This is a genomic window from Streptomyces sp. CNQ329, from assembly GCF_000482585.1.
In genome coordinates this window covers 1-25,035 of the sequence record NZ_AXVU01000031.1, presented here as the reverse complement: position 1 = coordinate 25,035, position 25,035 = coordinate 1, and the positions used below count along the sequence as shown (strand labels likewise).

24 protein-coding genes, 1 tRNA gene and 2 pseudogenes are annotated in these 25,035 nt (G+C 70.2%); 10 read left to right on the top strand and 17 right to left on the bottom strand.

From position 1 onward, the window contains the following. The first annotated feature begins 384 nt into the window (after positions 1–384). Positions 385–1,059 carry a Crp/Fnr family transcriptional regulator gene (locus tag I003_RS0120685; RefSeq protein ID WP_018835840.1) on the top strand — a complete coding sequence of 225 codons (675 nt, stop codon included), beginning with the start codon at positions 385–387 and terminating at the stop codon, positions 1,057–1,059. Between the two features lie 36 nt (positions 1,060–1,095). Here I003_RS0120685 and I003_RS0120680 read toward each other — a convergent pair whose 3' ends face one another. From I003_RS0120680 to sp36, 4 genes are all read right to left on the bottom strand, one after another. Further along, positions 1,096–1,923: an MBL fold metallo-hydrolase gene (locus tag I003_RS0120680; RefSeq protein ID WP_027773251.1), complete on the bottom strand. Its 828-nt coding sequence runs from the start codon at positions 1,921–1,923 to the stop codon at positions 1,096–1,098. Next, entirely contained in the window at positions 1,920–2,792 is an 873-nt protein-coding gene (locus tag I003_RS0120675) for an NUDIX domain-containing protein (RefSeq protein WP_027773250.1), read from the bottom strand. The genes I003_RS0120680 and I003_RS0120675 overlap by 4 nt, the downstream gene beginning before the upstream one ends. Before the next feature lie 180 nt (positions 2,793–2,972). Continuing rightward, positions 2,973–3,440 (bottom strand): RidA family protein, encoded by a 468-nt coding sequence (locus tag I003_RS0120670; protein WP_027773249.1) that lies wholly within the window; start codon positions 3,438–3,440, stop codon positions 2,973–2,975. Beyond that, the gene (gene sp36 / locus I003_RS35670) at positions 3,440–3,595 is read right to left on the bottom strand and encodes a Sp36 family protein (RefSeq protein WP_018835836.1); all 156 of its coding nucleotides are present in this window, start codon (positions 3,593–3,595) and stop codon (positions 3,440–3,442) included. Before sp36 ends, I003_RS0120670 begins: the two co-directional genes overlap by 1 nt. A gap of 95 nt (positions 3,596–3,690) precedes the next feature. Between sp36 and bagA the strand changes: the two genes are divergently transcribed. Then, entirely contained in the window at positions 3,691–4,674 is a 984-nt protein-coding gene (gene bagA, locus I003_RS0120660; protein WP_027773248.1) for an ATPase BagA, read from the top strand. After that, positions 4,671–5,924, top strand: coding sequence for an ATPase BagB (bagB, locus tag I003_RS0120655; protein ID WP_027773247.1), 1,254 nt, complete (start codon positions 4,671–4,673; stop codon positions 5,922–5,924). Before bagA ends, bagB begins: the two co-directional genes overlap by 4 nt. Before the next feature lie 160 nt (positions 5,925–6,084). Here bagB and I003_RS0120650 read toward each other — a convergent pair whose 3' ends face one another. Beyond that, positions 6,085–6,441: a WhiB family transcriptional regulator gene (locus I003_RS0120650; RefSeq protein ID WP_018841321.1), complete on the bottom strand. Its 357-nt coding sequence runs from the start codon at positions 6,439–6,441 to the stop codon at positions 6,085–6,087. A 386-nt stretch (positions 6,442–6,827) separates the two neighbouring features. On the opposite strand from I003_RS0120650, the gene I003_RS0120645 reads away from it, so the two are divergent. Then, complete coding sequence (locus I003_RS0120645; protein ID WP_027773246.1) at positions 6,828–9,107, top strand: transglycosylase domain-containing protein; 2,280 nt, start codon at positions 6,828–6,830, stop codon at positions 9,105–9,107. 69 nt (positions 9,108–9,176) lie between these two features. Here the strand turns inward: I003_RS0120645 and I003_RS0120640 are convergent, their stop codons facing one another. Further along, positions 9,177–9,644 (bottom strand): GatB/YqeY domain-containing protein, encoded by a 468-nt coding sequence (locus tag I003_RS0120640; RefSeq protein ID WP_027773245.1) that lies wholly within the window; start codon positions 9,642–9,644, stop codon positions 9,177–9,179. A gap of 94 nt (positions 9,645–9,738) precedes the next feature. On the opposite strand from I003_RS0120640, the gene I003_RS0120635 reads away from it, so the two are divergent. Both I003_RS0120635 and I003_RS0120630 read left to right on the top strand, forming a co-directional pair. Next, positions 9,739–10,710: a metallophosphoesterase gene (locus I003_RS0120635; protein WP_051368359.1), complete on the top strand. Its 972-nt coding sequence runs from the start codon at positions 9,739–9,741 to the stop codon at positions 10,708–10,710. A gap of 12 nt (positions 10,711–10,722) precedes the next feature. Continuing rightward, positions 10,723–10,796, top strand: a tRNA-Pro gene (locus tag I003_RS0120630). 141 nt (positions 10,797–10,937) lie between these two features. Here the strand turns inward: I003_RS0120630 and I003_RS0120625 are convergent. The 5 genes from I003_RS0120625 to I003_RS0120605 form a co-directional block, all read right to left on the bottom strand. Next, a complete protein-coding gene (locus I003_RS0120625; RefSeq protein ID WP_027773243.1) occupies positions 10,938–11,783 on the bottom strand; it encodes a DUF6551 family protein in 846 nt (281 codons plus the stop codon). A 236-nt stretch (positions 11,784–12,019) separates the two neighbouring features. Next, positions 12,020–13,198 carry a site-specific integrase gene (locus I003_RS0120620; protein WP_027773242.1) on the bottom strand — a complete coding sequence of 393 codons (1,179 nt, stop codon included), beginning with the start codon at positions 13,196–13,198 and terminating at the stop codon, positions 12,020–12,022. A gap of 74 nt (positions 13,199–13,272) precedes the next feature. Beyond that, complete coding sequence (locus I003_RS0120615) at positions 13,273–13,479, bottom strand: helix-turn-helix domain-containing protein (RefSeq protein ID WP_027773241.1); 207 nt, start codon at positions 13,477–13,479, stop codon at positions 13,273–13,275. A gap of 177 nt (positions 13,480–13,656) precedes the next feature. Next, on the bottom strand, positions 13,657–14,802 hold the full coding sequence (locus tag I003_RS0120610; RefSeq protein WP_027773240.1) for a DUF3631 domain-containing protein: 1,146 nt from the start codon (positions 14,800–14,802) through the stop codon (positions 13,657–13,659). 364 nt (positions 14,803–15,166) lie between these two features. Continuing rightward, positions 15,167–16,069, bottom strand: coding sequence for a bifunctional DNA primase/polymerase (locus tag I003_RS0120605; RefSeq protein ID WP_027773239.1), 903 nt, complete (start codon positions 16,067–16,069; stop codon positions 15,167–15,169). 138 nt (positions 16,070–16,207) lie between these two features. Here I003_RS0120605 and I003_RS0120600 point away from each other — a divergent pair, with 138 nt between their 5' ends. After that, a complete protein-coding gene (locus I003_RS0120600; RefSeq protein ID WP_027773238.1) occupies positions 16,208–17,221 on the top strand; it encodes an SRA domain-containing endonuclease in 1,014 nt (337 codons plus the stop codon). Positions 17,222–17,231: 10 nt separating this feature from the next. Here the strand turns inward: I003_RS0120600 and I003_RS0120595 are convergent, their stop codons facing one another. From I003_RS0120595 to I003_RS0120575, 5 genes and pseudogenes are all read right to left on the bottom strand, one after another. Beyond that, positions 17,232–17,714: a hypothetical protein gene (locus I003_RS0120595; protein WP_027773237.1), complete on the bottom strand. Its 483-nt coding sequence runs from the start codon at positions 17,712–17,714 to the stop codon at positions 17,232–17,234. Positions 17,715–17,917: 203 nt separating this feature from the next. Further along, positions 17,918–20,008: an FtsK/SpoIIIE domain-containing protein gene (locus I003_RS0120590; protein WP_027773236.1), complete on the bottom strand. Its 2,091-nt coding sequence runs from the start codon at positions 20,006–20,008 to the stop codon at positions 17,918–17,920. Positions 20,009–20,158: 150 nt separating this feature from the next. Beyond that, positions 20,159–20,530: pseudogene (locus I003_RS32760) on the bottom strand (RRQRL motif-containing zinc-binding protein); the annotation flags it as partial. Beyond that, complete coding sequence (locus I003_RS32755) at positions 20,530–21,441, bottom strand: DUF2637 domain-containing protein (protein ID WP_037721299.1); 912 nt, start codon at positions 21,439–21,441, stop codon at positions 20,530–20,532. The pseudogene I003_RS32760 and the gene I003_RS32755, both read right to left, overlap by 1 nt. Continuing rightward, the gene (locus I003_RS0120575) at positions 21,438–21,701 is read right to left on the bottom strand and encodes a DUF6284 family protein (protein WP_027773235.1); all 264 of its coding nucleotides are present in this window, start codon (positions 21,699–21,701) and stop codon (positions 21,438–21,440) included. The genes I003_RS32755 and I003_RS0120575 overlap by 4 nt, the downstream gene beginning before the upstream one ends. An 829-nt stretch (positions 21,702–22,530) precedes the next feature. Between I003_RS0120575 and I003_RS0120570 the strand changes: the two genes are divergently transcribed. The 3 genes from I003_RS0120570 to I003_RS36140 all read left to right on the top strand — a co-directional run bounded on the left by I003_RS0120570 (position 22,531) and on the right by I003_RS36140 (position 24,689). After that, positions 22,531–23,316, top strand: coding sequence for a GntR family transcriptional regulator (locus tag I003_RS0120570; protein ID WP_051368364.1), 786 nt, complete (start codon positions 22,531–22,533; stop codon positions 23,314–23,316). Beyond that, the gene (locus I003_RS0120565) at positions 23,313–23,825 is read left to right on the top strand and encodes a GNAT family N-acetyltransferase (protein WP_027773233.1); all 513 of its coding nucleotides are present in this window, start codon (positions 23,313–23,315) and stop codon (positions 23,823–23,825) included. Before I003_RS0120570 ends, I003_RS0120565 begins: the two co-directional genes overlap by 4 nt. Before the next feature lie 330 nt (positions 23,826–24,155). Next, a complete protein-coding gene (locus I003_RS36140; protein WP_158689009.1) occupies positions 24,156–24,689 on the top strand; it encodes a hypothetical protein in 534 nt (177 codons plus the stop codon). A 100-nt stretch (positions 24,690–24,789) separates the two neighbouring features. Here I003_RS36140 and I003_RS0120560 read toward each other — a convergent pair. After that, a pseudogene (locus tag I003_RS0120560) lies at positions 24,790–25,035 on the bottom strand (hypothetical protein); the annotation flags it as partial.

Below are 25,035 nucleotides of genomic sequence, written 5' to 3'. Positions count from 1 at the left end.
GAGGGCGCCCGCACGGTGCGCGCAGAGCACCGCCACAATGGCGTTATATCCGGTTTATCGGATTGCGGGAGGTGCGTTCGCTGAGAGCGGAATGGGGCCGTACGGGTCAACCCACGCGCCCCGCACGGCGGCGCCCCGACCGGCTCGTTGAGCCCTCGGCCGACCTCCCACGCGCAACCGCGCGCCCCCGCCCCGACCCCCCGGGCGCCCGCCGGGGAGGACCGGAAAAGTGCCGCCAATCGGACCCCTGGCGTACGGTTCACGCTGCGGTACGTCAAACTTGTGACTGATCGCACTGTTTTACTGTCCGGCATCATGGAAAGCGTGACGGGCCGACCGAGCAACGGCCCGCGGTCGCCCGGGCACCCGACAAGGAGAGAACTCGTGGACGACGTTCTGCGGCGCGCGCCCCTCTTCGCCGCGCTCGACGACGAGCAGGCAGCGGAGCTGCGTGCCTCCATGACCGAGGCGACGCTGTCGCGCGGTGACGCTCTCTTCCACGAGGGCGAGCCCGGCGACCGGCTGTACGTCGTCACCGAGGGCAAGGTCAAGCTCCACCGCACCTCCCCCGACGGGCGGGAGAACATGCTGGCCGTGCTCGGCCCCGGCGAGCTGATCGGCGAGCTGTCCCTGTTCGACCCGGGCCCGCGCACGGCCACGGCCTCGGCGCTGACCGAGGTCAAGCTGCTGGGTCTCGGCCACGGCGACCTCCAGCCCTGGCTGAACGCCCGTCCCGAGGTCGCCTCCGCGCTGCTGCGCGCGGTCGCCCGCCGGCTGCGGCGCACGAACGACCAGATGTCCGACCTGGTCTTCTCCGACGTCCCGGGCCGTGTCGCCCGCGCCCTGCTGGACCTCTCCCGGCGCTTCGGCGTGCCGGGGGACGAGGGCATCCACGTCGTGCACGACCTGACGCAGGAGGAGCTGGCCCAGCTCGTCGGCGCCTCCCGGGAGACGGTCAACAAGGCGCTCGCGGACTTCGCCAGCCGTGGCTGGCTGCGCCTGGAGGCCCGGGCCGTGATCCTGCTGGACGTCGAGCGCCTGGCCAAGCGCTCGCGCTGACGAAGCCACCACGGCGCGGGCGTGGCCCGGGGCCGGCTACGTGATCAGGCCGTGCTCCTTCAGGTACTCGAACTGAGCCCGCACCGACAGCTCAGCCGCCGGCCACAGGGTGCGGTCCACGTCCGCGTACACGTGCGCCACCACGTCCGCGGGGGTCCGGTATCCGTTCTCGACCGCCGTCTCGACCTGTGCCAGTCGCGTCGCGCGGTGCGCCAGGTAGTACTCCACCGCGCCCTGGGCGTCCTCCAGCACCGGCCCGTGGCCCGGCAGCACCGTCGAGACGCCGTCGTCCAGGGTCAGGGACTGCAGCCGGCGCAGCGAGTCCAGATACTCGCCCAGGCGGCCGTCCGGATGGGCGACCACCGTCGTGCCGCGGCCGAGGATCGTGTCACCGGTGAGCACGGCCCCGTCGGCCGGCAGGTGGAAGCAGAGCGAGTCGGCCGTGTGCCCCGGTGTGGGCACGACCCGCAGCTCCAGCCCGCCGACGGATATCACGTCCCCCGCGGCCAGCCCTTCGTCGCCGAGGCGCAGCGCCGGGTCCAGGGCCCGCACCTGGGTCCGGGTCAGCTCGGCGAAGCGGGCCGCGCCCTCGGCGTGGTCCGCGTGCCCGTGGGTGAGCAGCGTGAGCGCCACCCGCAGACCGGCCCGTTCCGCGGTCTCCACGACCGCCGCCAGATGGCCTTCGTCCAGCGGCCCGGGGTCGATCACCACGGCGCGCGCGGAGTCCGGCTCGGCGACGATCCACGTGTTCGTGCCGTCGAGGGTCATGGGCGAGGCGTTGGGCGCCAGCACGCATGTCGCACGGGCGGTGGCCGGCCCGCCGAGCACCCCGCCGCGCGGCTGTCCCGGCGCCGCCGCCGTCATGACGGCAGCCTTCGCGTGAACTCCTCGTGTCCGGGAGCGCTCAGCACGACTTCGTCCCCCTCCATCCTGGCCTTCACCAGCACCGCGGTCAGGTCCCGCTCCCCGGCCGCGTCCAGCGCCTCGGCGGCCGACCCGTACGCCCGCAGCCCGCGCAGCATGGAGATCGTCGGCGGCAGCATCGCCCTCTCGCCCCGCTCGAACCCCGCGGCGGCCTCGGCGGGCCTGACCCACTCCGCGCGATCCGCTTCCGTCGAGGCGTTGCGCGTGCGCTGCCCCTCGGGGAGCGCGGCGACGAAGAACCACGTGTCGTACCGCCGGGTCTCGAACTCCGGGGTTATCCAGCGCGCCCAGGCGCCGAGCAGGTCGGTCCGCACGACCAGGCCGCGGCGGGCCAGGAAGTCGGCGAAGCCCAGCTCGCGGGCGACCAGCGCCGCGCGGTCCGCCTCCCAGTCCGCTCCCGTGGTGTCCGCCACCACCTCCGCCGCCGAGGCCCCGGCCAGCAGCACCCCGGCCTCCTCGAACGTCTCCCGCACCGCCGCGCAGACCACCGCCTGCGCCACCGGCTCCGGCACCTCCAGCCGCGCCGCCCACCGCGCCGGAGACGGCCCGGCCCAGGCCGCCGGGTCCAGCGGGCGCTCATCGCGCGGGTCGACCCCGCCGCCCGGATACGCGTACGCACCGGCGGCGAAGGACATGGAGGACTTCCTCCGCAGCATGTACACCCACAGGCCGCCGGGCGCCGTGCCGCGCAGCAGCAGCACCGTCGCCGCACGGCGCGGTGGGACGGGCGTCAGCTCCCCGCGGGCGAGCGCGCGGATACGCTCGGAGGGCAGGGCCCACCGGGCGCCCTCGCCGGCCGGGGCGTTCATGTCGGACATGACGGGGAGCCTACGGGCTGCCGACGACATGTTCGAGTGGGCCACCGCAGCCTGTGGACAACCGCCGTATGACCCCGACCGCGGCAGACGGCCCCCGCCCGTCCGCCCCGCGCCGGAACCCGGCGGACAGCACTCACCCCGGAGGGACGCCCGGGGACGGCAGCCGCCCGCCTACCCGGCCAGCTCCGCCTGGAACTCGATCTCCACGGGCGCGTCCAGCGGCAGCACCGCCACCCCCACCGCGCTCCGCGCGTGCACACCCGCCTCGCCCAGCACCTCGCCGAGCAGCTCGCTCGCCCCGTTGATCACACCGGGCTGAGCCGTGAAGTCCGGCGCCGAGGCGACGAAGCCGACGACCTTCACGATCCGCACGACGCGGTCGAGGTCCCCGGCGACCGACTTGATCGCCGCCAGCCCGTTCAGCGCACACCGCGCCGCCAGCTCCCTGGCCTCCTCCGGCGTGACCTCGGCCCCGACCTTCCCGGTCAGCGGCAGCGTGCCGTCGACCATCGGGAGCTGGCCGGCGGTGAACACGTACGACCCGCTGCGCACCGCGGGCACGTACGACGCCAGCGGCGGAACCACCTCGGGCAGGCTGAGCCCCAGCTCCGCGAGCTTCCCCTCGACCCGCCCCGCCATCAGCTCTTTTCCCGCTTCAGATACGCCACGAGCTGTTCCGGGTTCGGCCCCGGCACGACCTGGACCAGCTCCCAGCCGTCCTCGCCCCACTGGTCCAGGATCTGCTTGGTGGCGTGCACGAGCAGCGGCACGGTCGCGTATTCCCACTTCGTCATGGGCCAGACTGTAGCCCGCCACGACCGGCCCCCGCTCGGGGCCTTCGGCGGAGGCGGTCTGCTGAGTCGCGCGCCGAGGAATTAGGCTCGCGGACATGAGCGGGCTCCAAAGGCTGCACGTGGTGACCGGCAAGGGCGGGACCGGCAAGACGACCGTCGCCGCCGCACTGGCACTGGCTCTGGCCGCCGACGGCAGGCGCACCCTGCTCGTCGAGGTGGAGGGGCGCCAGGGCATCGCCCAGCTCTTCGAGACCGAACCGCTGCCGTACGACGAGCGGCGCATCGCCTCGGCGCCCGGCGGGGGCGACGTGTACGCGCTCGCCATCGACGCCGAGCAGGCCCTGCTGGACTACCTGCAGATGTTCTACCGGATGGGCAGCGCGGGACGCGCCCTCCGCCGCCTCGGCGCCATCGACTTCGTCACCACCATCGCCCCCGGCCTGCGCGACGTCCTGCTCACCGGCAAGGCGTGCGAGGCGGCCCGCCGCCAGGACAAGCACGGGCGGCACGTGTACGACGCGGTCGTGATGGACGCTCCGCCCACCGGTCGCATCACGCGCTTTCTGGGCGTCAACGCCGAGGTCGCCGGGCTGGCCAAGGCCGGGCCCATCCACAACCACGCCCGGTCCGTGATGCGGGTGCTGACCTCGGCCCGTACCGCCGTGCACCTCGTCACCCTCCTTGAGGACATGCCGGTGCAGGAGACCGTCGACGGCGTCGCCGAGCTGCGCGAGGCCGGGCTCCATGTCGGCGCCGCGGTGGTCAACATGGTGCGTCCGGCCCTCATGGACGAGGCGGAGCTGGAACGGGCCGCGGCCGACCCGGCGGCCCTCGCCGCCGCGCTGTCCGCCGCCGGCCTGGGCGGCGCCAGCCGGGGCGCGCGGGCGGAGCGGCTGGTCGCGCCGCTGCTGCTCCAGGCACGCGAGCATACGGAGCGGCTGGCCCTGGAACGTACGCAGCGGGCGGCGCTGGCGCGGCTGGAGCTGCCGCAGTACGAGCTGCCGCTGCTCACCGACGGAGTGGATCTGGCCGGCCTCTACCGGCTGTCCGGCGAGCTGGGAAAGCAGTGGCCCCTATGAGCCTCGACACCGCGCCCCGGCTGGACGCCGACGCGCTCCTCGACGACCCGCAGACCCGCATCGTCGTCTGCTGCGGCGCCGGCGGCGTCGGCAAGACGACGACGGCCGCCGCCCTGGGCGTACGGGCCGCGGAGCGCGGGCGCCGCGTCGTCGTGCTCACCATCGACCCGGCGAAGCGGCTGGCGCAGTCCATGGGCATCGACGCCCTGGACAACAGCCCGCGGCGGGTCGGGGGCATCGAGGGATCCGGCGAGCTGTACGCCATGATGCTCGACATGAAGCGCACCTTCGACGAGATCGTCGAGGCGCACGCGGACGCGGACCGGGCCCGCGCCATCCTGGAGAACCCCTTCTACCAGTCGTTGTCGGCCGGCTTCGCCGGTACGCAGGAGTACATGGCGATGGAGAAGCTGGGCCAGTTGCGGGCCCGGGACTCCTGGGACCTGATCATCGTGGACACCCCGCCGAGCCGCTCCGCGCTGGACTTCCTGGACGCGCCGAAGCGGCTGGGCTCCTTCCTCGACGGGCGCTTCATCAGGCTGCTGACGGCGCCGGCGAAGGCGGGCGGCCGGGCGGGGATGAAGTTCCTCAACGTCGGGATGTCGATGATGACGGGCACGCTCGGCAAGCTGCTGGGTTCCTCCCTGCTCCGGGACGTGCAGACGTTCGTCGCGGCGATGGACACGCTCTTCGGCGGCTTCCGTACGCGCGCGGAGGCCACGTACCGGCTGCTGCAGGCGCCCGGCACGGCCTTCCTGGTGGTGGCGACGCCGGAGCGGGACGCGCTGCGGGAGGCGGCCTATTTTGTCGAACGGCTCGAAGCGGACCGGATGCCGCTCGCGGGACTGGTGCTCAACAGGGTGCACGAGAGCGGTGCGGCGCAACTGAGCGCGGAGCGGGCGCTGGCGGCGGCCGAGGCGCTGGACGAGCGGGGCGTGGACGACGCGGGCTCAGGCGCGAAGAGCGCGGGGGCGGCGGGAGCGTCCGGTACGAGCGCCGCGAGCACCGGCGACGCGGACACGGCGGGCACCGGGAGCGCCGGTGCCGAGGGTGCAGCGGCACTGCTGCGGCTGCATGCGGAGCGGATGCAGGTGCTGGCGCACGAGCGCCGTACGCGGGACCGCTTCGCGGCACTGCACCCGGAGGTTCCGGTGACCCAGGTCACCGCGCTGCCGGGGGATGTGCACGACCTCGGGGGGCTACGGGACGTGGCCGAGCGGCTGACGGCGCAGGAGGCACCGGGCACGTAGGCCGGAGCGCGCGTGGGGGGCGTAGCCGGGCGTACGGCACACGGCCTGTGCCCGGCCCGTACAACGGGCTGAGGACAGGCCTACGACAGGGCTTGCGGGGGCTCACAACGGTCACGCGGGCGGGCTCCCGGCAGGGCTCAGGGCCCCGTGGAGCCCGGGGTCAGCCCGCGGCGACCGGCAGTTCCTCCGCCGCGCGCAGCGCGTCCTCGTGCAGGGCGCCTTCGTGCAGCGGCGTCCCCGCGCTCTCGTACTCCTCGCGTGCCGTCTCCAGCAGTCTGCGCCACGACGTGACCGTCGGCCGTCGGCGCAGCAGCGCCCGCCGCTCGCGCTCCGTCATCCCGCCCCATACGCCGAACTCGACGCGGTTGTCGAGTGCGTCGGCGAGGCACTCCGTGCGCACCGGGCATCCGGTGCAGACCGCCTTGGCTCTGTTCTGTGCCGCGCCTTGCACGAACAGTTCGTCCGGATCGGCAGTGCGGCAGGCTGCCTGTGCGCTCCAGTCGGTAACCCAGCTCATGCTGGTGCCGTCCTCTCCCGAATTGAGGCTCCCCCACGGCGGCAAAGGGCATATGCACCGTTGCCAGTTGAGGACGTTACGGAAGGAGTGCGGCAACGCAACACCCCCGTCAGGCCCAAAGTTGAATGGCCCGAACGGACTACGCGTACGCGCCAGATCACCCACCGGAGTGAGCCCTCCCGGCCAAGGATGATCCGGTCAAAAGCGGCAGGCTGTCGGCCTGTAATCGGATCTCGGGCGTCACATGTCGTCAATTCGGTCAAGCCTCATCACCCACAGGAGTGAATCAGCGGGTGAGGGAGACCGTGGCCGGTGGTGATGGCCGAAAACAGAGTAGGCGAACAGACGGGCGCCTGTCCCGGGAATCAGAAGTTAGGGTGGGCTCCATGGCCTACAAGCGCCCGGGCGGCGGACTCACCGTCGCGCAGCAAGCCGCGAAGTTCCTCGGCGTCAGCGTCCTCGCCGGCTCCGTACTCGCGGGGCTCGCGCTGCCCGCCGCAGGTCTGCTGGGCCTGACCGCCAAGGGCACGGTCTCGGAGTTCGACGACATCCCCGCCGACCTCAAGCGCCCGCCGCTCAGCCAGAAGACCACCATCCTCGACAGCAAGGGCGGCCACCTGGCCGACGTCTACTCACGCAACCGCACGGTCGTCGCGTTCGACGACATCGCGCCGGTGATGCGGCAGGCGATCGTCGCGATCGAGGACGAGCGCTTCTACGAGCACGGGGCCGTCGACCTGCAGGGAATCCTGCGCGCGCTCAACAGCAACGCGCAGTCCGGCACGGTCTCCGAAGGCGCCTCCACGCTCACCCAGCAGTACGTGAAGAACGTCTTCGTCGAGGAAGCGGGCAACGACGCCGACAAGGTCGCCGAGGCCACCCGGCAGACCCTCGGGCGCAAGATCCAGGAGCTGAAGTACGCGATCCAGGTCGAGAAGGAGCTGACCAAGGACGAGATCCTGGAGAACTACCTGAACATCGCCTTCTTCGGGCAGCAGGCATACGGCATCGAGGCCGCGGCCGAGCGCTACTTCAGCAAGTCCGCCGACAAGCTGACCCTCGCCGAGTCCGCGATGCTCGCCGGCATCGTGCAGTCACCGAGCCGTTACGACCCGCTCAACGACCCGGAAGAGGCCGAGAAACGCCGCAACACGGTGCTGCGGCGCATGGCGAGCAACGACCACATCACGCGGGCCGAGGCCGACAAGGCCGTGAAGGAACCGCTCGGCCTCAAGGTCAGCGAGCCGCGCAACGGGTGCATCACCGCCGTCAGCGGTGCCGGGTTCTTCTGCGACTACGTACGCGAAGTGCTGCTCAAGGACAAGAGCTTCGGCAAGACCCCCGAGCAGCGCCTCAAGCGCTGGAACCGCGGCGGCCTGACCATCCGCACCACGCTCGACCCCACGGCCCAGAAGTCCGCCAACGACTCGATCAAGAGCCACGTCTACCAGAGCGACAAGGTCGCCACCGCCGTGACCATGGTGGAGCCGGGCACCGGCAAGATCCGCGCGATGGGGCAGTCCAAGCCGTACGGCTCCCGCAAGAACGAGACGATGATCAACCTGTCCGTGGAGAAGTCCATGAACGGGTCCAACTACGGCTTCCAGGTCGGCTCCACCTTCAAGCCGCTCACCGCCGCGGCGGCGCTGGAGAAGGGGGTGCCGAACACCAAGAAGTACCCGTCGCCGAACGAGATGCCCTATCCGAGCCCGGTGGAGACGTGCGAGGACGGCAAGGACTGGGTCAACACCGAGGGCTCCGAGGTCGCGAACGAGACGGAGGAGGAGGTCGGCCCGTACAGCATGCGCGAGGCCACCGCCAAGTCCATCAACACCTACTTCGTCGATCTCATCTCGGACATCGGCATCTGCCCGGTCAAGGAGCTGGCGCAGAGCATGGGCGTCCACCGGGGCGACGGCGGGGAACTGGAGGAGTCCCCCTCGCTCACCCTCGGCGGCCAGACCATCGCACCGCTGGCGATGGCCAACGCCTACGCGACCTTCGCCAACCGCGGCGAGTACTGCAGCCCGGTCGCCATCGAGTCGATCAAGGACGCCAAGGGCAGGAAGCTCCCGGTGCCGAAGTCGAAGTGCAAGCAGGTCATGTCGGAGAAGACGGCGGGCACGATCAACACCCTTCTCTCGGGCGTCGTCGAGGACGGCACCGGCCGGGAGGCCGGGCTGACCGGGCGCGACAACGCGGGCAAGACCGGTACGACGGACGAGCGGAAGGCCGCCTGGTTCGTCGGCTACACCGCGGACCTCGCCGCAGCGGTGTGGGTCGGCGGGCCCACCGACGACGTCTCCATGGAGAACATCCAGATCGGCCCGACGTACCACGACCGCGTCTTCGGCGGCGGGGTCCCCGGCCCCATCTGGCGCGACGCCATGAACGGCGCCCTGGCCGGCAAGACGTCGCCGGCGCTCTACAAGGTCCCGGTCGCGGCGGACCGCCCGGACAAGGGCAGGGACGACGACGAGGACGACGACGAGGACGACGACAAGCCCGACAACCCGCTGGGCGGCCTCATCGAGGGCGGCAACGGAAACGGCGGGAACGGCGGCGGCCCCGGTGGCGGAGGCCCCGGCGGCGGCACGCTCGACGGAGGCACGCTGGACGGCGGCGCGCTCGACGGCGGGACCGGAGGCTGGCCCGACGGCAGGTGAGGGGGATCCCGGCCGCAACCGCCGGAACCCCCCGCGCTCCGCGCCCCCGGGCTCAGCGCCCGGCGGCGGTCACCCCTCGGCGAGGGCGCGCCTGACGGCGGCGGCCACGCGCCCGCCCTCCGCCCGCCCGGCCACCTTGGGGTTCACGATCTTCATCACGGCGCCCATGGCCCGCGGCCCCCCGGCCCCGCCCGCCTTCGCCTCGGCGACGGCCTCCGCGACCAGCGCACCCAGCTCCTCGTCACCGAGCTGCTTCGGCAGGTAGTCCGCGAGCACCTCTCCCTCCGCGCGCTCCCGCTCGGCGGACTCCGCCCGGCCGCCCTGCGCGAAGGCGTCCGCGGCCTCGCGCCGCTTCTTGGCCTCGCGGGTGATCACCTTCAGCACCTCGTCGTCGGAGAGCACGCGCGCCTCCTTGCCCGCGACCTCCTCCTTCGTGATCGCGCTGAGCGTCATGCGGAGGGTGGCGGCGCGCAGCTCGTCGCGGCCCTTGATGGCGGCCGTCAGGTCGTCCTGCAGCTTCGACTTGAGCGTGGTCATGGTCGGAGTCTCCCATGCCGCGCCGGCCGCCCGCCGACGCCGCGGGGTCCGGCCCCCGGCGCCTCGCACCCCGCGCCTCTGCAACGATAGGAAGATGCGCGCGCGATACGGAGTGCCCCTGGGCCTGGCCGCTCTCTCGGCCGGCGGCATCGCCTACGCCGGCGTGGTCGAACCCCGCGCCTTCCGGCTCCGCCGGGTGACCGTCCCCGTACTGCCGGAGGGCATGCATCCGCTGCGTGTGCTGCAGATCTCGGACATCCACATGGTCTCGGGCCAGCACGCGAAGAGGCGCTGGCTGCAGTCCCTGGCGGGCCTGCGGCCGGACCTGGTGGTGAACACGGGCGACAACCTGTCGGACCCCGACGCGGTGCCGGAGCTGCTGGACGCGCTGGGCCCGCTGATGGAGTTCCCGGGCACGTACGTCTTCGGCTCCAACGACTACTACGCACCGACGTTCCGCAACCCCGGCCGCTACCTGATCGAGAAGGCCCGCGGCATACACGGCCTCAACGGCCGCCACAGCCTCCGCCACAACGTCCCCCGCAACCCCTGGGAGGGCATGCGCGACGCCTTCGACGCGGCAGGCTGGGTGGGCCTGGACAACAGCCGCGGCCGGCTGAAGCTGGACAGCGGCGCCGTGCTGGGCCTCACCGGCCTGGACGACCCGCACATCAAGCACGACCGCTACACCGCGGTCGCCGGCGGCCCCGACCCGGAGGCGGACTTCTCCCTCGCCCTCGTCCACGCCCCGTACCTGCGCGTCCTCGACGCCTTCACGGACGACGGCTACCCCCTGATCCTCGCCGGCCACACCCACGGGGGCCAGCTCTGCATCCCCTTCTACGGCGCCCTGGTGACCAACTGCGACCTGGACACCGACCGCGTCAAGGGCCTCTCCACCCACACCGCCGGCTCCCACCGCGCGGCCCTCCACGTCTCCGCCGGCTGCGGCGCCAACCGCTTCACCCCCTTCCGCTTCGCCTGCCCCCCGGAAGCCACCCTCCTCACCCTGACCCCCACCCCCGGAAACGAATTTCACCCGACCCGCCCGGGTGGGCTACAGTAGTTCTCGCAGTCACGGGGTGTGGCGCAGCTTGGCAGCGCGCTTCGTTCGGGACGAAGAGGTCGTGGGTTCAAATCCCGCCACCCCGACACAGGTCAGAGGGCCAATCGCATGATCGCGATTGGCCCTCTGTCGTGCTCGGGGGGCCAAACAGGGGGCCAAAGCCACGAGAAGCAGGAGGGTTCCTGCCCTCTGCGGTACAGAGGGCAGGAACCCAGGTGCAGCGACGGTCAGGCGACCTCGATGCGGTTACGCCGATTCTTGTTCCACTCATGGGCGACCAACCGGTACGCCGTCTTGGAGCGCGAGGCGGTGCCGTCGCTGTGGGCGCCGGCACCCGTCGCGGCGGTGTGGACCTTGCCACGCCACGCGTACGCAGGGCCAACCTTTCCAAGCTTCACAGCGAGGGTGTCGGCGGGAATGGTCCACGTCAGCACCTTGGTGCCGTTGTGGTCGCTCGTCTCGTGACCGTGCCGGTAGTAGAACTCAGCCAGGCCGTGCAGCAGGACGTTGTCCCACGACTCGGCGGTGCGGCCCCACGCCTTCTCTGCGACGGTGAGGGCCTGGTCAAGGAAGAGGTCGCCGAACTTCTGGACGATGGACAGCACGCCCTTGATGCCGCGGATCTGGTTCGCGGAGCGGTTGCCCATCGACAGGCCGTGAGACTTGATGATCTTTTCGGTGTCGATGAACAGCGGGTGACCAGCGGTGAGGCCGATCCGGTATTCATCCTTGGGCGAGACCTTCTGCGACTCCATGTTCTTGATGATGAACATGGAAGCCTCCTCAGCCTTCGAGAGTCCGCTGTGGATCTCGGCGGAGATCTCGTTCACGCCCGCGAGCTGACAAGCGAACGCTCGGTGCATGCCGTCGATGACGTACTTAGCGCCATCCGGCCGCTCCGACACCAGGATCGTTCCGAGCGCGGTGGGAACGAGGTTGTCGGCGATCTTCTGCGCACGGGGCTTGTTGAGCGAGCGCTGTGCGTCCGGGTCGAAGTTGAGCTTGTTCGGGTCGACCCTTTCATGCCGGATGGGATGATCCGAGATGTCATACGTGTACTGCTTAATCGCCATGTGGGCTCCTTTGATGCTGCATGCCCCGAACCAGCGGGGACTCTTTGAGTCGTCCACTTAACCCCATAGCGCCCCAACTCCGCACGGGAATAGTCACATTCACGTTCCGCGACGCACGCAGACTGCCGGATGCCGGCGCCGCGTGTCTGTGGTGCCGGCATCGTTCGAGCGGTAACCCAGGCATGCCGGAGATACGTTCAGGCGGCGCGTATGAACAGGGCCGCGCTACGCGATGGTCAGCCGTCCGCAAAGATGTCGTCCATCGCTTCGGCACCCTCCGTGATCACGGGCCGGAGCTGCTTGCGGTAGACCGCTTCCGTGGTCGCTTGGCTGCTGTGACCGACCAAGAGGGCGATCCGCTCCAGGGGGATGCCATGGTCGGACAGCAGGGACACGAAGCTGTGCCGCAGTTCCCTCGGCGTCCACTCGTGCGGCTCCACCTCGATGCCGGGCATCTTGGCCGCCCTGGCGAGGACGCCGCGGAAGTCGCGCCGGACGTTGGCCGCGTCTAGCGGCTCACCGCTCCGGGTCGTGAAGACTCGACCGGCCGGGCTCCACTCCATTCCCACCGATGCCCGCTCCTGCTTCTGCCACCGCATGTGCTCTTCGAGGACGTCGACCACCTGTCTCGGGAGAGCAATGGTCCGGCGGCTCTTCCTGGTCTTAGTCTCACCGTGCTTGCGCACCGACCGCCACACCGCCACGTGGGGCGGGACGCCGTCCTTCGTCTCCAGAAAGACGTGATCCCAGGTAAGGGGCCGCGCCTCTTCCGTGCGCACTCCGCTGAGGAGCGAGAGCACGAGGTAGGCGTAGAGCCGTGACGGACGCGCGGCAGCGAGCACGGCCTTCGCCTGCTCCAAGTTCAGCGCCTTGCTCGGCCGGCCGGGGCGACCCTCCGGTGCGGTGATGAGCAGGGCGACGTTCCGCGCGGCCTTGTCCCTGCGTTGAGCGTGTGCGACGGAGCGGCGCAGGATGGCGAGCAGGTCACGCAGGCTGCGCGTCGCGAGGAATTCAGCCCTGCCGTCCAACCAGTCATCGACATCATCCGCGCTGAGTTCCTTCAGCTTGGCCTTGCCGATGAACGGAATCAGGTGCTTGTTCGCCATCGAGCGGTTCTTGCCGATGGTGCCCTTCTCGTCGCGCCCCTTCAGTCCGCGCTCCAGCCAGTCGTTCACGGCATCGGCCACCGTGTAGTTGGCCGGAGCCTTGACGCCGGTCTGTACCTCCTTCTTCAGGTCCCGGATCTTCTGGCGGACTTCGGTCTTCGTCTTGCCGTACACCTTCGGTCGACGGCGCTTGCCGTTCGGGGCGTACCCGAGGGAGACGGCCCCCACGTAGCTCTTCTTGGCGGGGTCCCAGTAGATCGTGTCCGCACCGTGGCCGGCCCTTTGGGCGCGTTTCGGGGTCTCACTCATGCTCTGTTATGCCTCCATACGCGGGCAGGGCCGCGCCGTGAACGGCGCGGCCCTGCTGGGTTGTCGGGTGAGGCTCAGGCGGCCTGTGCCTCGCTCTTAAGAAGTTCGACGTACCGTTTGATGTACTCCGGCGGCACGAGACGACGGCGGCCGATGCGGACGGTCTGAAGTCGCCCGAGTCGGATCTCCTCGTACAGCATCGACCGGCCGATGCGGAGAACTTCGGCGGCTTCTTCGGGCCGATAGAGGAGCTGTTCGGCAGGTTCAGCAGCAGTGCTCACGCGGCTGTGCCTCCTCGGCAAGGTTCGGGGAGTCTGGCCCTCTTCTCTGAGGTCCGCTACTTCCGCTACCGCCGCTACCGCCCTGGTCAGGGCCGTGATCGAGGTAGCGGGAAGGGGTAGCGGTAGCGGATGGGTAGCGGGAACTGACGCCGGTTCCCGCTACCTCGTTACTGCTGGTCAGGCTACGTTTTCGGCGCCCGGTAGCGGAGGTAGCGGACTTTCCTGGGGTGGGGGGCAGTAGCGCTGCCATGCGTCATGAAGATCGGCGGCGTAGTAGCCCTTGAGGACGCTCGCCCCGGTCTTGATATTGCGGGACGCGATGGGCTCGTTGTCCGCCGTCATGTACTCCGCGAGCATCCGGGAGAGCCGACGGTTGTCGAGCGGCTTGCCGTTGAGGTCGGCCCACGGTGCGTCATCCATGGCGTTCAGCCGGTCCAGGATGGCAACGGTGGGCAGGCGGTCGATGCCGGTCATGACGTGGTCACGCAGGTCGGTGAGGAGTCGGACGCCGGTGCTGCCTTTGTCGTTGGCGCGGGAGGCGGTCACGAGAGCCACGCACGCGGCGCGGGCCCGCTCGGGCCACGGACCGCCCACAGCGTCGGCGACGGCGAGCAGCGGTTCCCATACGTCGGCAGGGCGGTCGGTAACCCCGTCGGGCATCTCCGGCCAAGCACCCATGACCGTGCTTCGGACGTGTTCGGCCCACGCGGCGAGTTGGTCACGGAGCTTGTGACCCTCGGCTTCGTGGATGCGGGCCCGGAAGGGCTCCACCTTCTCGTTCCGCGCACGCCGGCGCATGCGGATGATGACGGAACGGCTCAGGATCGTGTCCGGCAGTGAGCCCAGACCAGCAACCGCGACACCGCAGTACGAGGGGAACGCCTGCACGCTCTGATTGCCGCCGTCGCCGATGCACCGGTAGGTGACCCCGGTACGCCGGTGCCCGGCGTTGAGGAAGCCGCGTAGCTCCTCGTTGTCCCCGGCTTTCGGTCCGAACACCGTGTCAATCTCATCGAAGAGGATGGTCGGCTTGCCGTTGCCGCTGGAGACGCTGCGGAACAGCGCGGCGGCGGAGGCATTGACGGCCGTCATGGGCTGCGGCACCAGCGTCTCCACGATCTCCAGCGCCCGTGTCTTGCCCGACCCCGGTTCAGGGGAGAGGAAGGCGAGTCGGGGGGTGGAGTCGAAGCAGTCGAGCAGATGCGCGTGCGCGTCCCACAGCGCGACCGCGACGTAAGCGGCTTCGGCGGGGAAGACGTTGAAACGGCGGTGAAAGGCTTCCACCTCGTCCAGCAACGCGGCTCCGTCGAGGGCAGTGGTCATGCGGCGGTCCTTCCTTCCTGGTTGCTGCGCAGCGGGCAGGTTTCTCGGTGGGCCGTGTGCGCGGTGATGAGCGCCAGCACGCGCGTCAGGCCGACGGCGTTGCGGGCCCAGCCGCACAGGCACACCGACCGGGCCGAAGGCACGGCGCGGGCAGGGGCGGAAACGTGCAGCCACGCGACCGCGTAGCGGCCGTCCCCGGTGGCGTTGTCGGCCCGCGACGGCTGCGGGGGAAGGACTGAAGGGACGCCCTGACGGGCGACACCCTGTCGGGCGCCAGCGTCAGCCTGTACGACCGTCTGTGCCGCGTCCTGCGACCCGGCGGTGGGCTGCTTGAGGCATTTCAAGGGGGGATTGTGGCGCGGGTTCACAGGGCCTCCCTCGGCCGCGCGGAACGCAGGGAGGCGTTCAGGCCGCTGCGGACAGCAGCACGACACTCGGAAGGCGTCAGACCGGCGGACTCCCCCGCCCATTGAAATGCCTCTTCCACCGCACCCCGGCTGAGGTCGCCCCACGCGACGAACCGGCCCAGCTTGAACGCGGCCCGGTTCAGCGTCCTGTTCCGCTCCCCCTCCGGCGCGGCTACAACCACCGCTTGCTCCCGCTCCAACGCCACCGCCGCAGCACGCGAGGCACTGCGCACGACCGGCGCGGCCGGCGTCGTCGCCGGGCGGGTGTCCTGCCGCAGCAGCGCGGCCAACCAGCCGGGCAGCGGCGCGGGGTCGCGGTCGTCGGTGAGGGTGTAGGCGTGGCCGTGAACGACGCTGCCCGGAGCGACGACGTAGCCGCCCCATGCGCGGGTGTCGATGTTCGCCCCGAGCTTGCCCGCCGTGTTGCTCAGCCGCGGCCCGTCCGGCGTGGTGAAGTACAGGTGCTCTCCGCCGCTGGCGGTCCGCAGCGTGAACGTGGCCGGTACCGGCTTTCCGGTGCGCTCGCAGAGCGCCTGAAGGGTCGCCGCGCCGCCAGGCGCGTCGTTCTCGTCTTTGGCCACGTCGAGGTCGATGACGACCAGCCCGGCCGGGCCGGTCGCGACCCCGATGTTGAACGCTCCTGCGCTCCAGGCGGCGCGGATGCGGTCGGGGTCGGTGGTGGCGCGCTCCTGCCACTTCACGTGACCACCGGCACAGACCCCGGTGCCGGGACAGCGCGCGTCACCGTGCAACGCCGGCGGCTTGCCGCCGGGACGGAGAGGGAAGACGGGCCAGCCGCGTTCCGCCGCTGCGAGAGCGGCAGCGAGCAGGGCTCGCGTAGTGTCGTTGGGTTGGGTCATTCTGGAGACCTCCACTGGTCTGTTGAGACGGGTGGATGGGGCGGCCCCGGGTCATTGGCGTGAGTGGGGCCGCCCTTGCTACGTCAGGCCGCGCGGGCGGGATGACGTGTTGTCAGCGGTGGCCGCTAGATTCGCGGTATGTCGAGTCTTGACCTTGCTCAGGGAGCCACCACGACGCGAGCGGAGTTGGCTGCGGCCTACGGCGGTTCGCAGTACGGCGGCGGGATCGTGCCTGCTAACCAGTCGCAGAACATCTTTGTGTTCTCCGATCCCGCAGCCGGAGCGGAGCACGATTACACCTTCGACGGTCGTGCGGACGACGATGAGTTCGGCGTGCTGTACCTGTACACGGGCGCCGGGCAGGGCACCACCGACCAGCAGATGACCGACCGCAACCGCTCCTTGCTGAACCACGTACAGGCCGGCCGAGACGTGCATCTGTTCGTCGCGGACGGCTCTCCGCCGGGCAGTGAAACGGTGATTCAGCGCTACCTCGGTCAGGTCGTCGTCGACACGGTGCAGCCGTACGAAGAACGCTGGACACAGGTTGACGGGAAGCCGGGCCGCCGGCTGTATGTCTTTCGGCTGCGGCCCGCACCCGGAATCACGCTTGCCCTGACGCCCAAGGACACGCTGACACCGGCGCCTGCGAGCGAGACCCTGCCGGTGCCGCCGGCTACGCAGGATCCGGCCGCGACGTCGGCGACAGCAGTCGCTACCGAGCAGCACAACACCCATTCCACGACCGCGGACGTCACCGGCGGTCCGCGGACCGTGCGCCGGCGTGAGGGTGAACTGGCCAGGGCCTTTGAGGCGCATCTGGCCGCCCACGGGCATGCCGTCCACCGGTTTCAGATCCGGGTGGCAGGCGAGCGGGGAGCTTTCCTCACCGACCTGTACGACGCGACCGATAACGTCCTTTACGAGGTCAAGGGCAAGGCCAGCCGCGAACACGTGCGGATGGCGATCGGGCAGTTGCTCGACTACCGGCGCCACCTCAACGTGCCCAACGGGTTGCGGCTGGCCATCCTGTTGCCAGACGCCCCTTCCGCAGACCTGAGAGCACTGCTGGAGACGGAAGGCATCGCGCTGGTGACGCAGACGGCTGACGGGGACTTCGCCGGGTTCCCTCTCTCAGCCGCCGACGGCTAGGGGCACATGCTTAGCCGTTGAAGGTGTTGCGCTTGAACACGGCCTTGCGGATGTTGACCGTCGTCCCGCCGCCCTTGCCGCCGAAGACCTGTACGGCGATCCAGCCGCCGAAGCAGACGGCGGCGAGGATGACGAGTTGGGTGACGAACGCGGTGAGCGCGGCGACGAACGAGGTGAGCAGGAACAGCCCGCCGCACACGGCGCAGAACCCGACCCCGCCCAGCGCGACGTTCACCGCCGTACGGGACACGGCCGGCTGCGTCTGCGCGGCGAACGTCGCCGGGACCGGCTGCGCGGTGGTGGTCGGGGTGAGGGTGTAGCCGGTGACGATGCGGCCGTCGGGCAGCACGACGCTCGTGACGGCCGGGACGGTGCCCGGCTGGACCGGTGCGAGCGGCGCCGCCGCGGGGGTCGTGGGCGGTATCGGGGTGGGCTGGTGGATGGTCACAGGCGGCCGTTCGGCCCATGCATGGCCGGGGTGTTCGGGGTGCATGCGGAATCCCTTCGAGGCGTGAGGCAGGGAGGCGGAGGCACCCCCTTCCGGGGTGCGTGTGGAGGGGGTTTCGAGGCCCCTGACCGGGGCGCATCCCTGACTCCCTGCGGATCATTGCTGCTGGTCAGGGCGAGGGAGGCAGGCCAGGGAGGGGGTCAGGGAGTTCTCCCTGCCTCCCTGGCCCGCCAGGGGTACGGCTCCCTCTACTCCGAGGCGGAAGCGGAACCGTCCTCGGGGCGGTTGGCGAGTGCGCGGGCGATGCGGTCGCGGCCGATGACCATGCGGCCGTCGGACTTGTACGGCTCCGCTCCGGTGCCCGCCAAGACGCGCTTGAGGTCGATGAACGACCAGCCGCCGTAGGCGTCCTCATCCACCGCCGTGAGGCGCTGCAACACGTCCTTAGTCAGCACGCGGGCAGCGTCGCCGACCACGGCGGCGATGTCGGCCAGCGCATCGCGCTCCTGCCCGCGCTCGATGACGTGCAGCGTCATCACGCCGTCGCGCATCGCCTTGGCACGGCCGGCGATCTCGGCGGCCTGGTCGTTGTCGACGTAGTGCGTGCGCACCGTGATGGACGACTGCCCCGCCGGGATCGTGATCCCATCGGAGGCGACGACGACGGTCCCCTTGTCCAGCCCGGGACGCAGCAGGTTCGGCGCCGCGCCGCCGTCAACGGCCTTGTCGCCCAGCGCCATGCGCGCCTGCGACTCCGTACCCAGGGCGAGCGATGCGCGGGTGTGCGCACCCTCGCGGACCAGCTTGGGAAGGTTCTGGTCGGTGGGGTCCTGGGTGCCCTGCCACAGCAGCACGTTCACGGCCCGACCCTGGTTGTGGATCTTCCGGGCAGCCATGAAGTACCGCGAGCTGGCCTTACTGCCGCCGTACGGGCGCTTCTGGTCGTCGACCACGGGGCACATGAACGCCACCTGTGCCTCATCGACCAGCAGAATCAGCGGCGGGAAGTCCGAGCCGGGCGGCGCCTGGAGACGACGCTCCATCTCCGCCACCCCGTCCTCCAGCATCTCCGTCGCGTCGATCACGTGGTCATCGGTCGGACCCTGGATGAGCACGGACGCCAGACCCTCGAACATGGCCCAGTCGCCAGCGCCCTTGAGGTCCGCGACGCGGAACTGCACCGACCGGTCCAGCGCCAGCCACAGGGCCAGCGCCCGCAACGCGGCCGTCTTGCCCTGGTTCGACAGGCCCGTGATCAGAAGATGCCGCTGGAACAGGCTCAGGCTCGCCGCGTCGCCGCGGAGGTCCTGACCCCACGGGGCCCGGCCGCGCTTGTAGTCGGCGCGGGTGTCGGGGTCGGTGACCAGCGGGGACGGGCCGATGGGCTCATCGAGCGCCCCGGAGTCTGCGATCCACAGCCGGACCGTGCGGGCGGCCGGCGGGATGGTGATGAACACCTCGTGCTCGTGCCGGAACAGGTTCTCTGCCAGCTTGCGGCGGCGGCGCTGCACCTCGTCGGTGGAGACGCCGGACGGCAGGGTGACGTCGACCTCGACGCCGCATCCGGCTATGCGGATCGGCCCGAGCATGCCCGCGCCGGCGTCGTTCATGTCCTTGATGGCGTTGCGCAGCGGCGCGACCCCCAGGTCGCGCAGGGCGCGGACCACGATGGACGGCGTGATGGGCTCACCCTCGTTCGTACCGCGGTCCGGAAGCGCCCACTGGGGCGCGGCTTGGCGGTGCCGGCCGACGCCCCACACGGACGCCAGGGCGGCGAACGGCAGGCCGATGAGGACCGGTTCCCAGACCACGGAGGCGATGAACGCACACCAGCCGATGAGCTGCACCACCGCCACCAGCGGCGTGAGAATCTGCGCCGGGTCGTCGTTGGCCCAGGCGAGCACGCAGCCCAGGAGCAGCAGCACGCCGGCGCCGGTACCGGCGACGGACACGGCCGCCTTGGGCGCGTCGACCATCGCCGCGAGCATCTGCATGCGCCGCTTGTGCCGCGCCTTGCGGAACGCGGCAGCGCGCTTCTCCCACTCCTTGATCTCGTCGTAGTTGCCCGCGGCTTCGGCGCTGCGGATCATGCGCTCGTAGCGGGAGGCGGTGCGGCCGTCCCACGCGCGGCGGGCGACGACCCGGGAGCCGCCGACGACGTACGCGCCGTGACGCACGACCAGGCGGCCAGCGGTGCGGGTGCGCTCATCAGCGAAGAACGCACGCACGGCCTGCCGTGAACGCGCCCACGCCGGCAGCGCCGGCCGCTGCACGGCGGGCACGCCCGCGGGCGGCGCGGTGTCGGTGGGGGTGTCCTTGGTGAGCGGGAAGGTCAGCACCTTTCCCGCTGTCTCTACCGCATTCCGCGGCGGCGGGATCGGGGTTGCATCGGTCACGATGGAATTGCTCCTTCACGGGAGTCGACGGGCCCGGCCGCGTGCTGTGGAAGGTGAGCGGCCGGGCCCGGGATCCGGGGTAATTTGGATGTCGCGCTGTTCCTCGGGATAGGCGCAGGTCACGCAGGCGCCGAGCGTCGCGGGGATGTCGTATCCGGCATCGCGGCGGCACCCGGGGCACCGCCGACGGGCGCGCATCATCGCCTCGTGTGAACGCCACCGGCCGGCCGTCATCGGCCGCACCCGCGCGGCCAGTCGGACGCGGTAGAGGTAGGCGATCAGCGGGCCGCGCTCCTTGCGCGGGCGCATGAGCTGAGCAGCGATGTCCTGCCCGCCGGGCCGCAGGTGTCGGGCGCGGAGCTGGCGGCGGGTGGCGTAGCCGTCGGGCGCCAGCTTCCACGGGAACGTCGGGATACCGAACCGCTCGCCGGTCGGGTCGTAGCAGTCGGCCAGCGTCCGCGGCATCACGCCGCGACCGCCCCACCGCCACCGTCGCGCTTCGCGCGCTCAGCAAGGATCGTGTCCCGCAGTCGGCGAGCGTTGGCCGAGGAGGTGCGCACCGCGCGGCGGATGCCCTCGCCGGTCACCTTCGCGTCCGCCCAATCGGCCGTCACCTTCCGCGCTTCGGCAAGCAACTGCTCCGGCGTGCGCTTCGGTCGAGGCGGCTTCGCCGCCTGCGGCACGCGGCCGGTGGCGCGGCGCGGTCGGGTCGACTCTGCCGCCACCGCGCGCCGCGGAATCGGGTCGACCGGTGCGGGGTCGACCTGCGGGGGCGGCTTGGCCGTGGGGGTCGACTTCATGAAGCCGACATCCACCGGCCGGGGCAGCGCCGCCGTGTTCGGGATGATCGACGCGGGGGTCGATACGGGCACGTCAGTCCTAGACCGAATCCTCTCGGTCTCGGTGGATTCCTCCGCATTCTTGTTCGCGGCCGGAATCGGGTCGGGCTGGTGGTGCAGCACCTTGGCCACCAGATCGGAACCGAAGTAGATCGACCCGACCGGCAGCGACGTAGCGAGCAGGACCAGGGCCCAGTTCGCCGGGTCCCAGTCGGCCAAGCGCCCCCAGTCGACCGTCTCGCCGTGAAGCTCGGGCACGAGCCCGTGCACGTAGTTCAGGACCAGCGACGCGACGGTGTAGGTACCCAGCACCCTCAGCGCGAACGTCCGGTCCCTCCCGTCGAGCACGAGCGTGGCGATCAGGGCCAGAGCCATCAGACCGTCGACCACGAACGGGTACAGCGTCGCGGCCGTGTCGTCCGCACCGACGGCGCCGGCGATGTCCCGCAGCGCGTTCCACGACACCCGGAACGCCATGCCGACCACGACGACCAGCGCCAGCACAAGCGCGGCACGGCCCTTGCGGTGAAGGCTCATGCCGCACCGCCGTCCCGCCCGGCCGGGACGTTGAGCTGGTCGCGGTGAGCGGCCAGGACCCGACGGCGGGCGCGGCGGGTGCGCAGCTCGTCCAGCTCGGCGGGGGCACGGTCAAGGGTGATGATCTGTGCGTCGAGCAGGTCCATCTCCGCGAGGATGACGGGCATCTCGCGCTCGATGGCGTCCAGCTCCGCGTCCGTGGGCTCCATGAAGTCCGCGAACGCGGTAACAGCATCCTGAACAGTGACAATATGGTCCATGGGTCGTGGTCTCCCTTGCAGTGGATACGGCCCGAACAGCGCCCCCGGAGTGCCAGCTCCGGGGGCGCCCGCCGTAGGGGTTGTTGAAGCGAGAAGCGCTGAGCCGTACAGGTGCAGGTGCCGGGTTCCGGCTCCCCGCGCTCCCACCCGTTCGCGCGCCCACCGTGTGGACCGTGCGTACGGGCGGGAAAGCCGACCCACCGCGGCGTACGCGGCGGAACCGGAGGCGGACCGGGGTGTGTGCGGCGCCGCCGGCCGGTCCGTACCGGCGGCGCCCTCGTAGTCGTCGGTACACGCCAGCCTCCCGCAGATCGCAGGGACACGGCTTCGCCGGCGCCCCGTTGCCACAGAGCGCCGGCCCCGAGCCGGTGGAGTCGGGCGCGTCATCGTCACTGCTCTGACGCCAGCAGGGCAGCGCGCGCCAGGTGGCACCTATGGGGCTTACCTCCCGAAAGAGAGGGATGATCCCCATGGGCGTTCTCCAGAGCTGACGCGCAGGGCGGGACGTGTTCACCCGCCGCAAAGTGGCTGCCGGCGGCCGTCACCCGGGCCGTCGCGGGGACGGGGTACAGCCCCGTCTCGGTTGTCTCTGTTCAGTTCTCAAGAGTGCGAGCGGTCACGGAGGCCCGTTAGGCGCGCGGCGCAGCGCCTTCCTCGGCCGCCTCCGGCCACGGATTTCCCCAGCTCAAGACACCTGGGAGGCATCCGCCGGTAATCATTGACCGTACAATGGGTACAGTCAGGATGTTGACATGATCGAAGTCCGGGAGTCAAGACCTTTGGCTGGATTGCCTAGACAATGGCGTCCATGCAGCGGTTTCATGGAGGCATGGCTGTGACGACGCGACGCGGACGGACACCGAAGTACCAAGAGATCGCTGACGCCCTGCGGCAGCAGATCGACAGCGGCGAGCTGGCGCCAGACGACAAGCTCCCCACCGAAAAGCAGCTAGAGGAGGCTCACGACGCCTCCCGCGAGACGGTGCGCAAGGCGCTCGCCCTCCTCGTCAACGAAGGGCTGGTCATCTCGGCGCGGCCTACAGGCCACTTCGTACGACGCCGTGAGCCGATGGCCCACCGCCCACAGGAAGAGTTCCAGAAGCGGCCCCGCATGCCGGAGATGGACGCCTTCATGACGGAGTTCTCGGGCGAAGGCCGCGAGCCGGAGCAGGTCATAGAGGTCCACATCGTGGAGCCGCCGGCAGAGGTGACCAAGCGCCTCCACCTGGAGCCCGGTGACCTCGCGGTCGTACGCAAGCGGGTCCGCTCACTGGATGGGGAGCCGTTCAACACCAACGACAGCTACTACCGCCACGACTTGGTACAGGGCTCTGAGATCATGCGCCCAGAGAACATCGGGCGCGGCGCGAACGAGGTGCTGGCAGAGCTGGGCCACCGGCAAGTGCGCGCGTTGGACGAGATCCACGTGCGGATGCCGAAGCCCGACGAGGTCCACCGCCTGAAACTGGTCCCCGGCACCCCGCTCGCCGTGCTCATCACGACCGGCTACACCGAGGACGGAACCCCGGTGCGCGTCGTCATCAACGCCCTACCGGGAGACCGGAACGTCATCACGTACGAGCGACGACGCGAGACGCCGGCAGAAGAGTCATGAGCGATCTGGAGATCCGCGCTGCCCGCCCGGACGAAGTCGACGTTATCGAGGGCCTGCTGGTCGAGGTCTCCGAGTGGCTCGCCTCGCGCGACATCGACCAGTGGCAGTACCCCCCGCACCGGGATCGCATCCTCCACGCTCTCGCACGCGGACAGGTCTACCTCGCCATCCTCGACGGCAAGCCGGTCGGCACACTCCAGCTCGACGACTACGCCGACCCGGAGTTCTGGACGTCTGACGACCGACCGGAGACGGCGCTCTACATCCACCGCATGGCGGTCAGCCGCTCCGCAGCCGGACAGGGCATCGGCAGCGTGATGCTCGACTGGGCAGCGCGCCGCGCCGCCGACTCAGGCAAACCACGGCTTCGCCTCGACGCCTGGAAAACGAACCCCGGACTTCACCGCTACTACCGCGGAGAAGGGTTCCAACTCGTACGGCTGGTGAACCTGCCCCATCGTCGCTCCGGAGCACTCTTTGAGCGCTGGATCTCACAGCGCGGCAAATGATCGAATTAACCGTTTTGCCCCGACGGCTGGCGTTGCCGACCAGGTAGTTCACTCCCTGGAGGATCATCCTTCTCGGTCGAGCAGCCAACCGTTCTGGCTGCAGACGCGCCGTCTCGGTCACTCGCAGGGGCGCCTATCGGGACCCGCCTCGACAGGTCACGCCGCAGAAGGCCAACCGTCGCTTACCGCACTCTGGGATCAACACCCGCTCCCTGAAATGCTGTTGAACCAGCTTGGCGAGGCCATCCCTTGTGGCACGATCAGCGCATGGCTGGGGGAGGAACGAGCTACGCGCCGTACTTGATCACGGCAACCGCAACGCTTACTGGCGTGCTGATCACGGCAGTATTCGCCGAGTACCGCGAACGTCGACGGTCGCGCGAAGAGGAACAACGCGAGCGGGATAGGACTGTTGAAGGGCGCTGGAAGTGGCTTCGGCAGGAGCGACGCCAGAGCTACGCGGCGCTCGTTCACCTGGGCTTTCAGGCTGCCTCCCTTCTCTTGGAAGCGGCCTCACGCCTCTACGACCGCAACGATCCGAAGGGTGCGCGTGAGCTGTGGCAACGTCTCGATGAACTACGGGACGCAATCCACGCTCAGGTGGCGGATGTGGCGCTTGTCGGTAGCGAGGACGCGATCAAGGCGGCACACTACTTGCGCCGGTCGATGCGACGCACGCCGAGCCTGCTGACTCAGGGCATTGAGGCCGTCGAATCCGGTGCCGCAGTGAGTGATGAGCGTCGGGAAGACCTGTCCCGCAGAGTCCGCACCCTGTACGACGCAACGAACGGCCTGGTAGAAGCAGCAACAGCAGATCTGCATGTTGCGCTCGATGCCAGCGATGCAACTGATCACGCCGCCTGACTTCTTAGTCACTTACCGCTCTCTGAGAGGGCGGTTCGTGATCTGATGTCCGTTTCCTGGTGAGGTTGGGGCAGGGCTGGTGGTCGCGGGGCTTGGTCGGCTATTGCTTCCTGGCGAAGCTGCCCGTGTCGATCTCGGTGATGATGCCGAGCTTGACCAGGCGTTTCAGCTTGGCGCGGGTGCCCTCGATGTTCTTCGGCAGCAGTTCGTGATCGAGGGCTTCGCAGACATCCCGGGCCCGTAGCGGTCCGGTCGCACCGTTGAAGACGGCGAGGATGCGGGGGTAGTCCGGGTGCTCGGGCAGGTCTGGTGGGACGGCCGGGAGCCGGTCGGCGATGGCGGTGAC

Coding starts and splice junctions, on each gene's coding strand:
- I003_RS0120680 (WP_027773251.1), bottom strand. CDS start 1,923: ATGACGGCGGCGGCGCCGGGACAGCCGCGCGGCGGGGTGCTCGGCGGG.
- I003_RS0120675 (WP_027773250.1), bottom strand. CDS start 2,792: ATGAACGCCCCGGCCGGCGAGGGCGCCCGGTGGGCCCTGCCCTCCGAG.
- I003_RS0120670 (WP_027773249.1), bottom strand. CDS start 3,440: ATGGCGGGGCGGGTCGAGGGGAAGCTCGCGGAGCTGGGGCTCAGCCTG.
- sp36 (WP_018835836.1), bottom strand. CDS start 3,595: ATGACGAAGTGGGAATACGCGACCGTGCCGCTGCTCGTGCACGCCACC.
- bagA (WP_027773248.1), top strand. CDS start 3,691: ATGAGCGGGCTCCAAAGGCTGCACGTGGTGACCGGCAAGGGCGGGACC.
- bagB (WP_027773247.1), top strand. CDS start 4,671: ATGAGCCTCGACACCGCGCCCCGGCTGGACGCCGACGCGCTCCTCGAC.
- I003_RS0120650 (WP_018841321.1), bottom strand. CDS start 6,441: ATGAGCTGGGTTACCGACTGGAGCGCACAGGCAGCCTGCCGCACTGCC.
- I003_RS0120645 (WP_027773246.1), top strand. CDS start 6,828: ATGGCCTACAAGCGCCCGGGCGGCGGACTCACCGTCGCGCAGCAAGCC.
- I003_RS0120640 (WP_027773245.1), bottom strand. CDS start 9,644: ATGACCACGCTCAAGTCGAAGCTGCAGGACGACCTGACGGCCGCCATC.
- I003_RS0120635 (WP_051368359.1), top strand. CDS start 9,739: ATGCGCGCGCGATACGGAGTGCCCCTGGGCCTGGCCGCTCTCTCGGCC.
- I003_RS0120625 (WP_027773243.1), bottom strand. CDS start 11,783: ATGGCGATTAAGCAGTACACGTATGACATCTCGGATCATCCCATCCGG.
- I003_RS0120620 (WP_027773242.1), bottom strand. CDS start 13,198: ATGAGTGAGACCCCGAAACGCGCCCAAAGGGCCGGCCACGGTGCGGAC.
- I003_RS0120610 (WP_027773240.1), bottom strand. CDS start 14,802: ATGACCACTGCCCTCGACGGAGCCGCGTTGCTGGACGAGGTGGAAGCC.
- I003_RS0120605 (WP_027773239.1), bottom strand. CDS start 16,069: ATGACCCAACCCAACGACACTACGCGAGCCCTGCTCGCTGCCGCTCTC.
- I003_RS0120600 (WP_027773238.1), top strand. CDS start 16,208: ATGTCGAGTCTTGACCTTGCTCAGGGAGCCACCACGACGCGAGCGGAG.
- I003_RS0120595 (WP_027773237.1), bottom strand. CDS start 17,714: ATGCACCCCGAACACCCCGGCCATGCATGGGCCGAACGGCCGCCTGTG.
- I003_RS32755 (WP_037721299.1), bottom strand. CDS start 21,441: ATGAGCCTTCACCGCAAGGGCCGTGCCGCGCTTGTGCTGGCGCTGGTC.
- I003_RS0120575 (WP_027773235.1), bottom strand. CDS start 21,701: ATGGACCATATTGTCACTGTTCAGGATGCTGTTACCGCGTTCGCGGAC.
- I003_RS0120570 (WP_051368364.1), top strand. CDS start 22,531: ATGGCTGTGACGACGCGACGCGGACGGACACCGAAGTACCAAGAGATC.
- I003_RS0120565 (WP_027773233.1), top strand. CDS start 23,313: ATGAGCGATCTGGAGATCCGCGCTGCCCGCCCGGACGAAGTCGACGTT.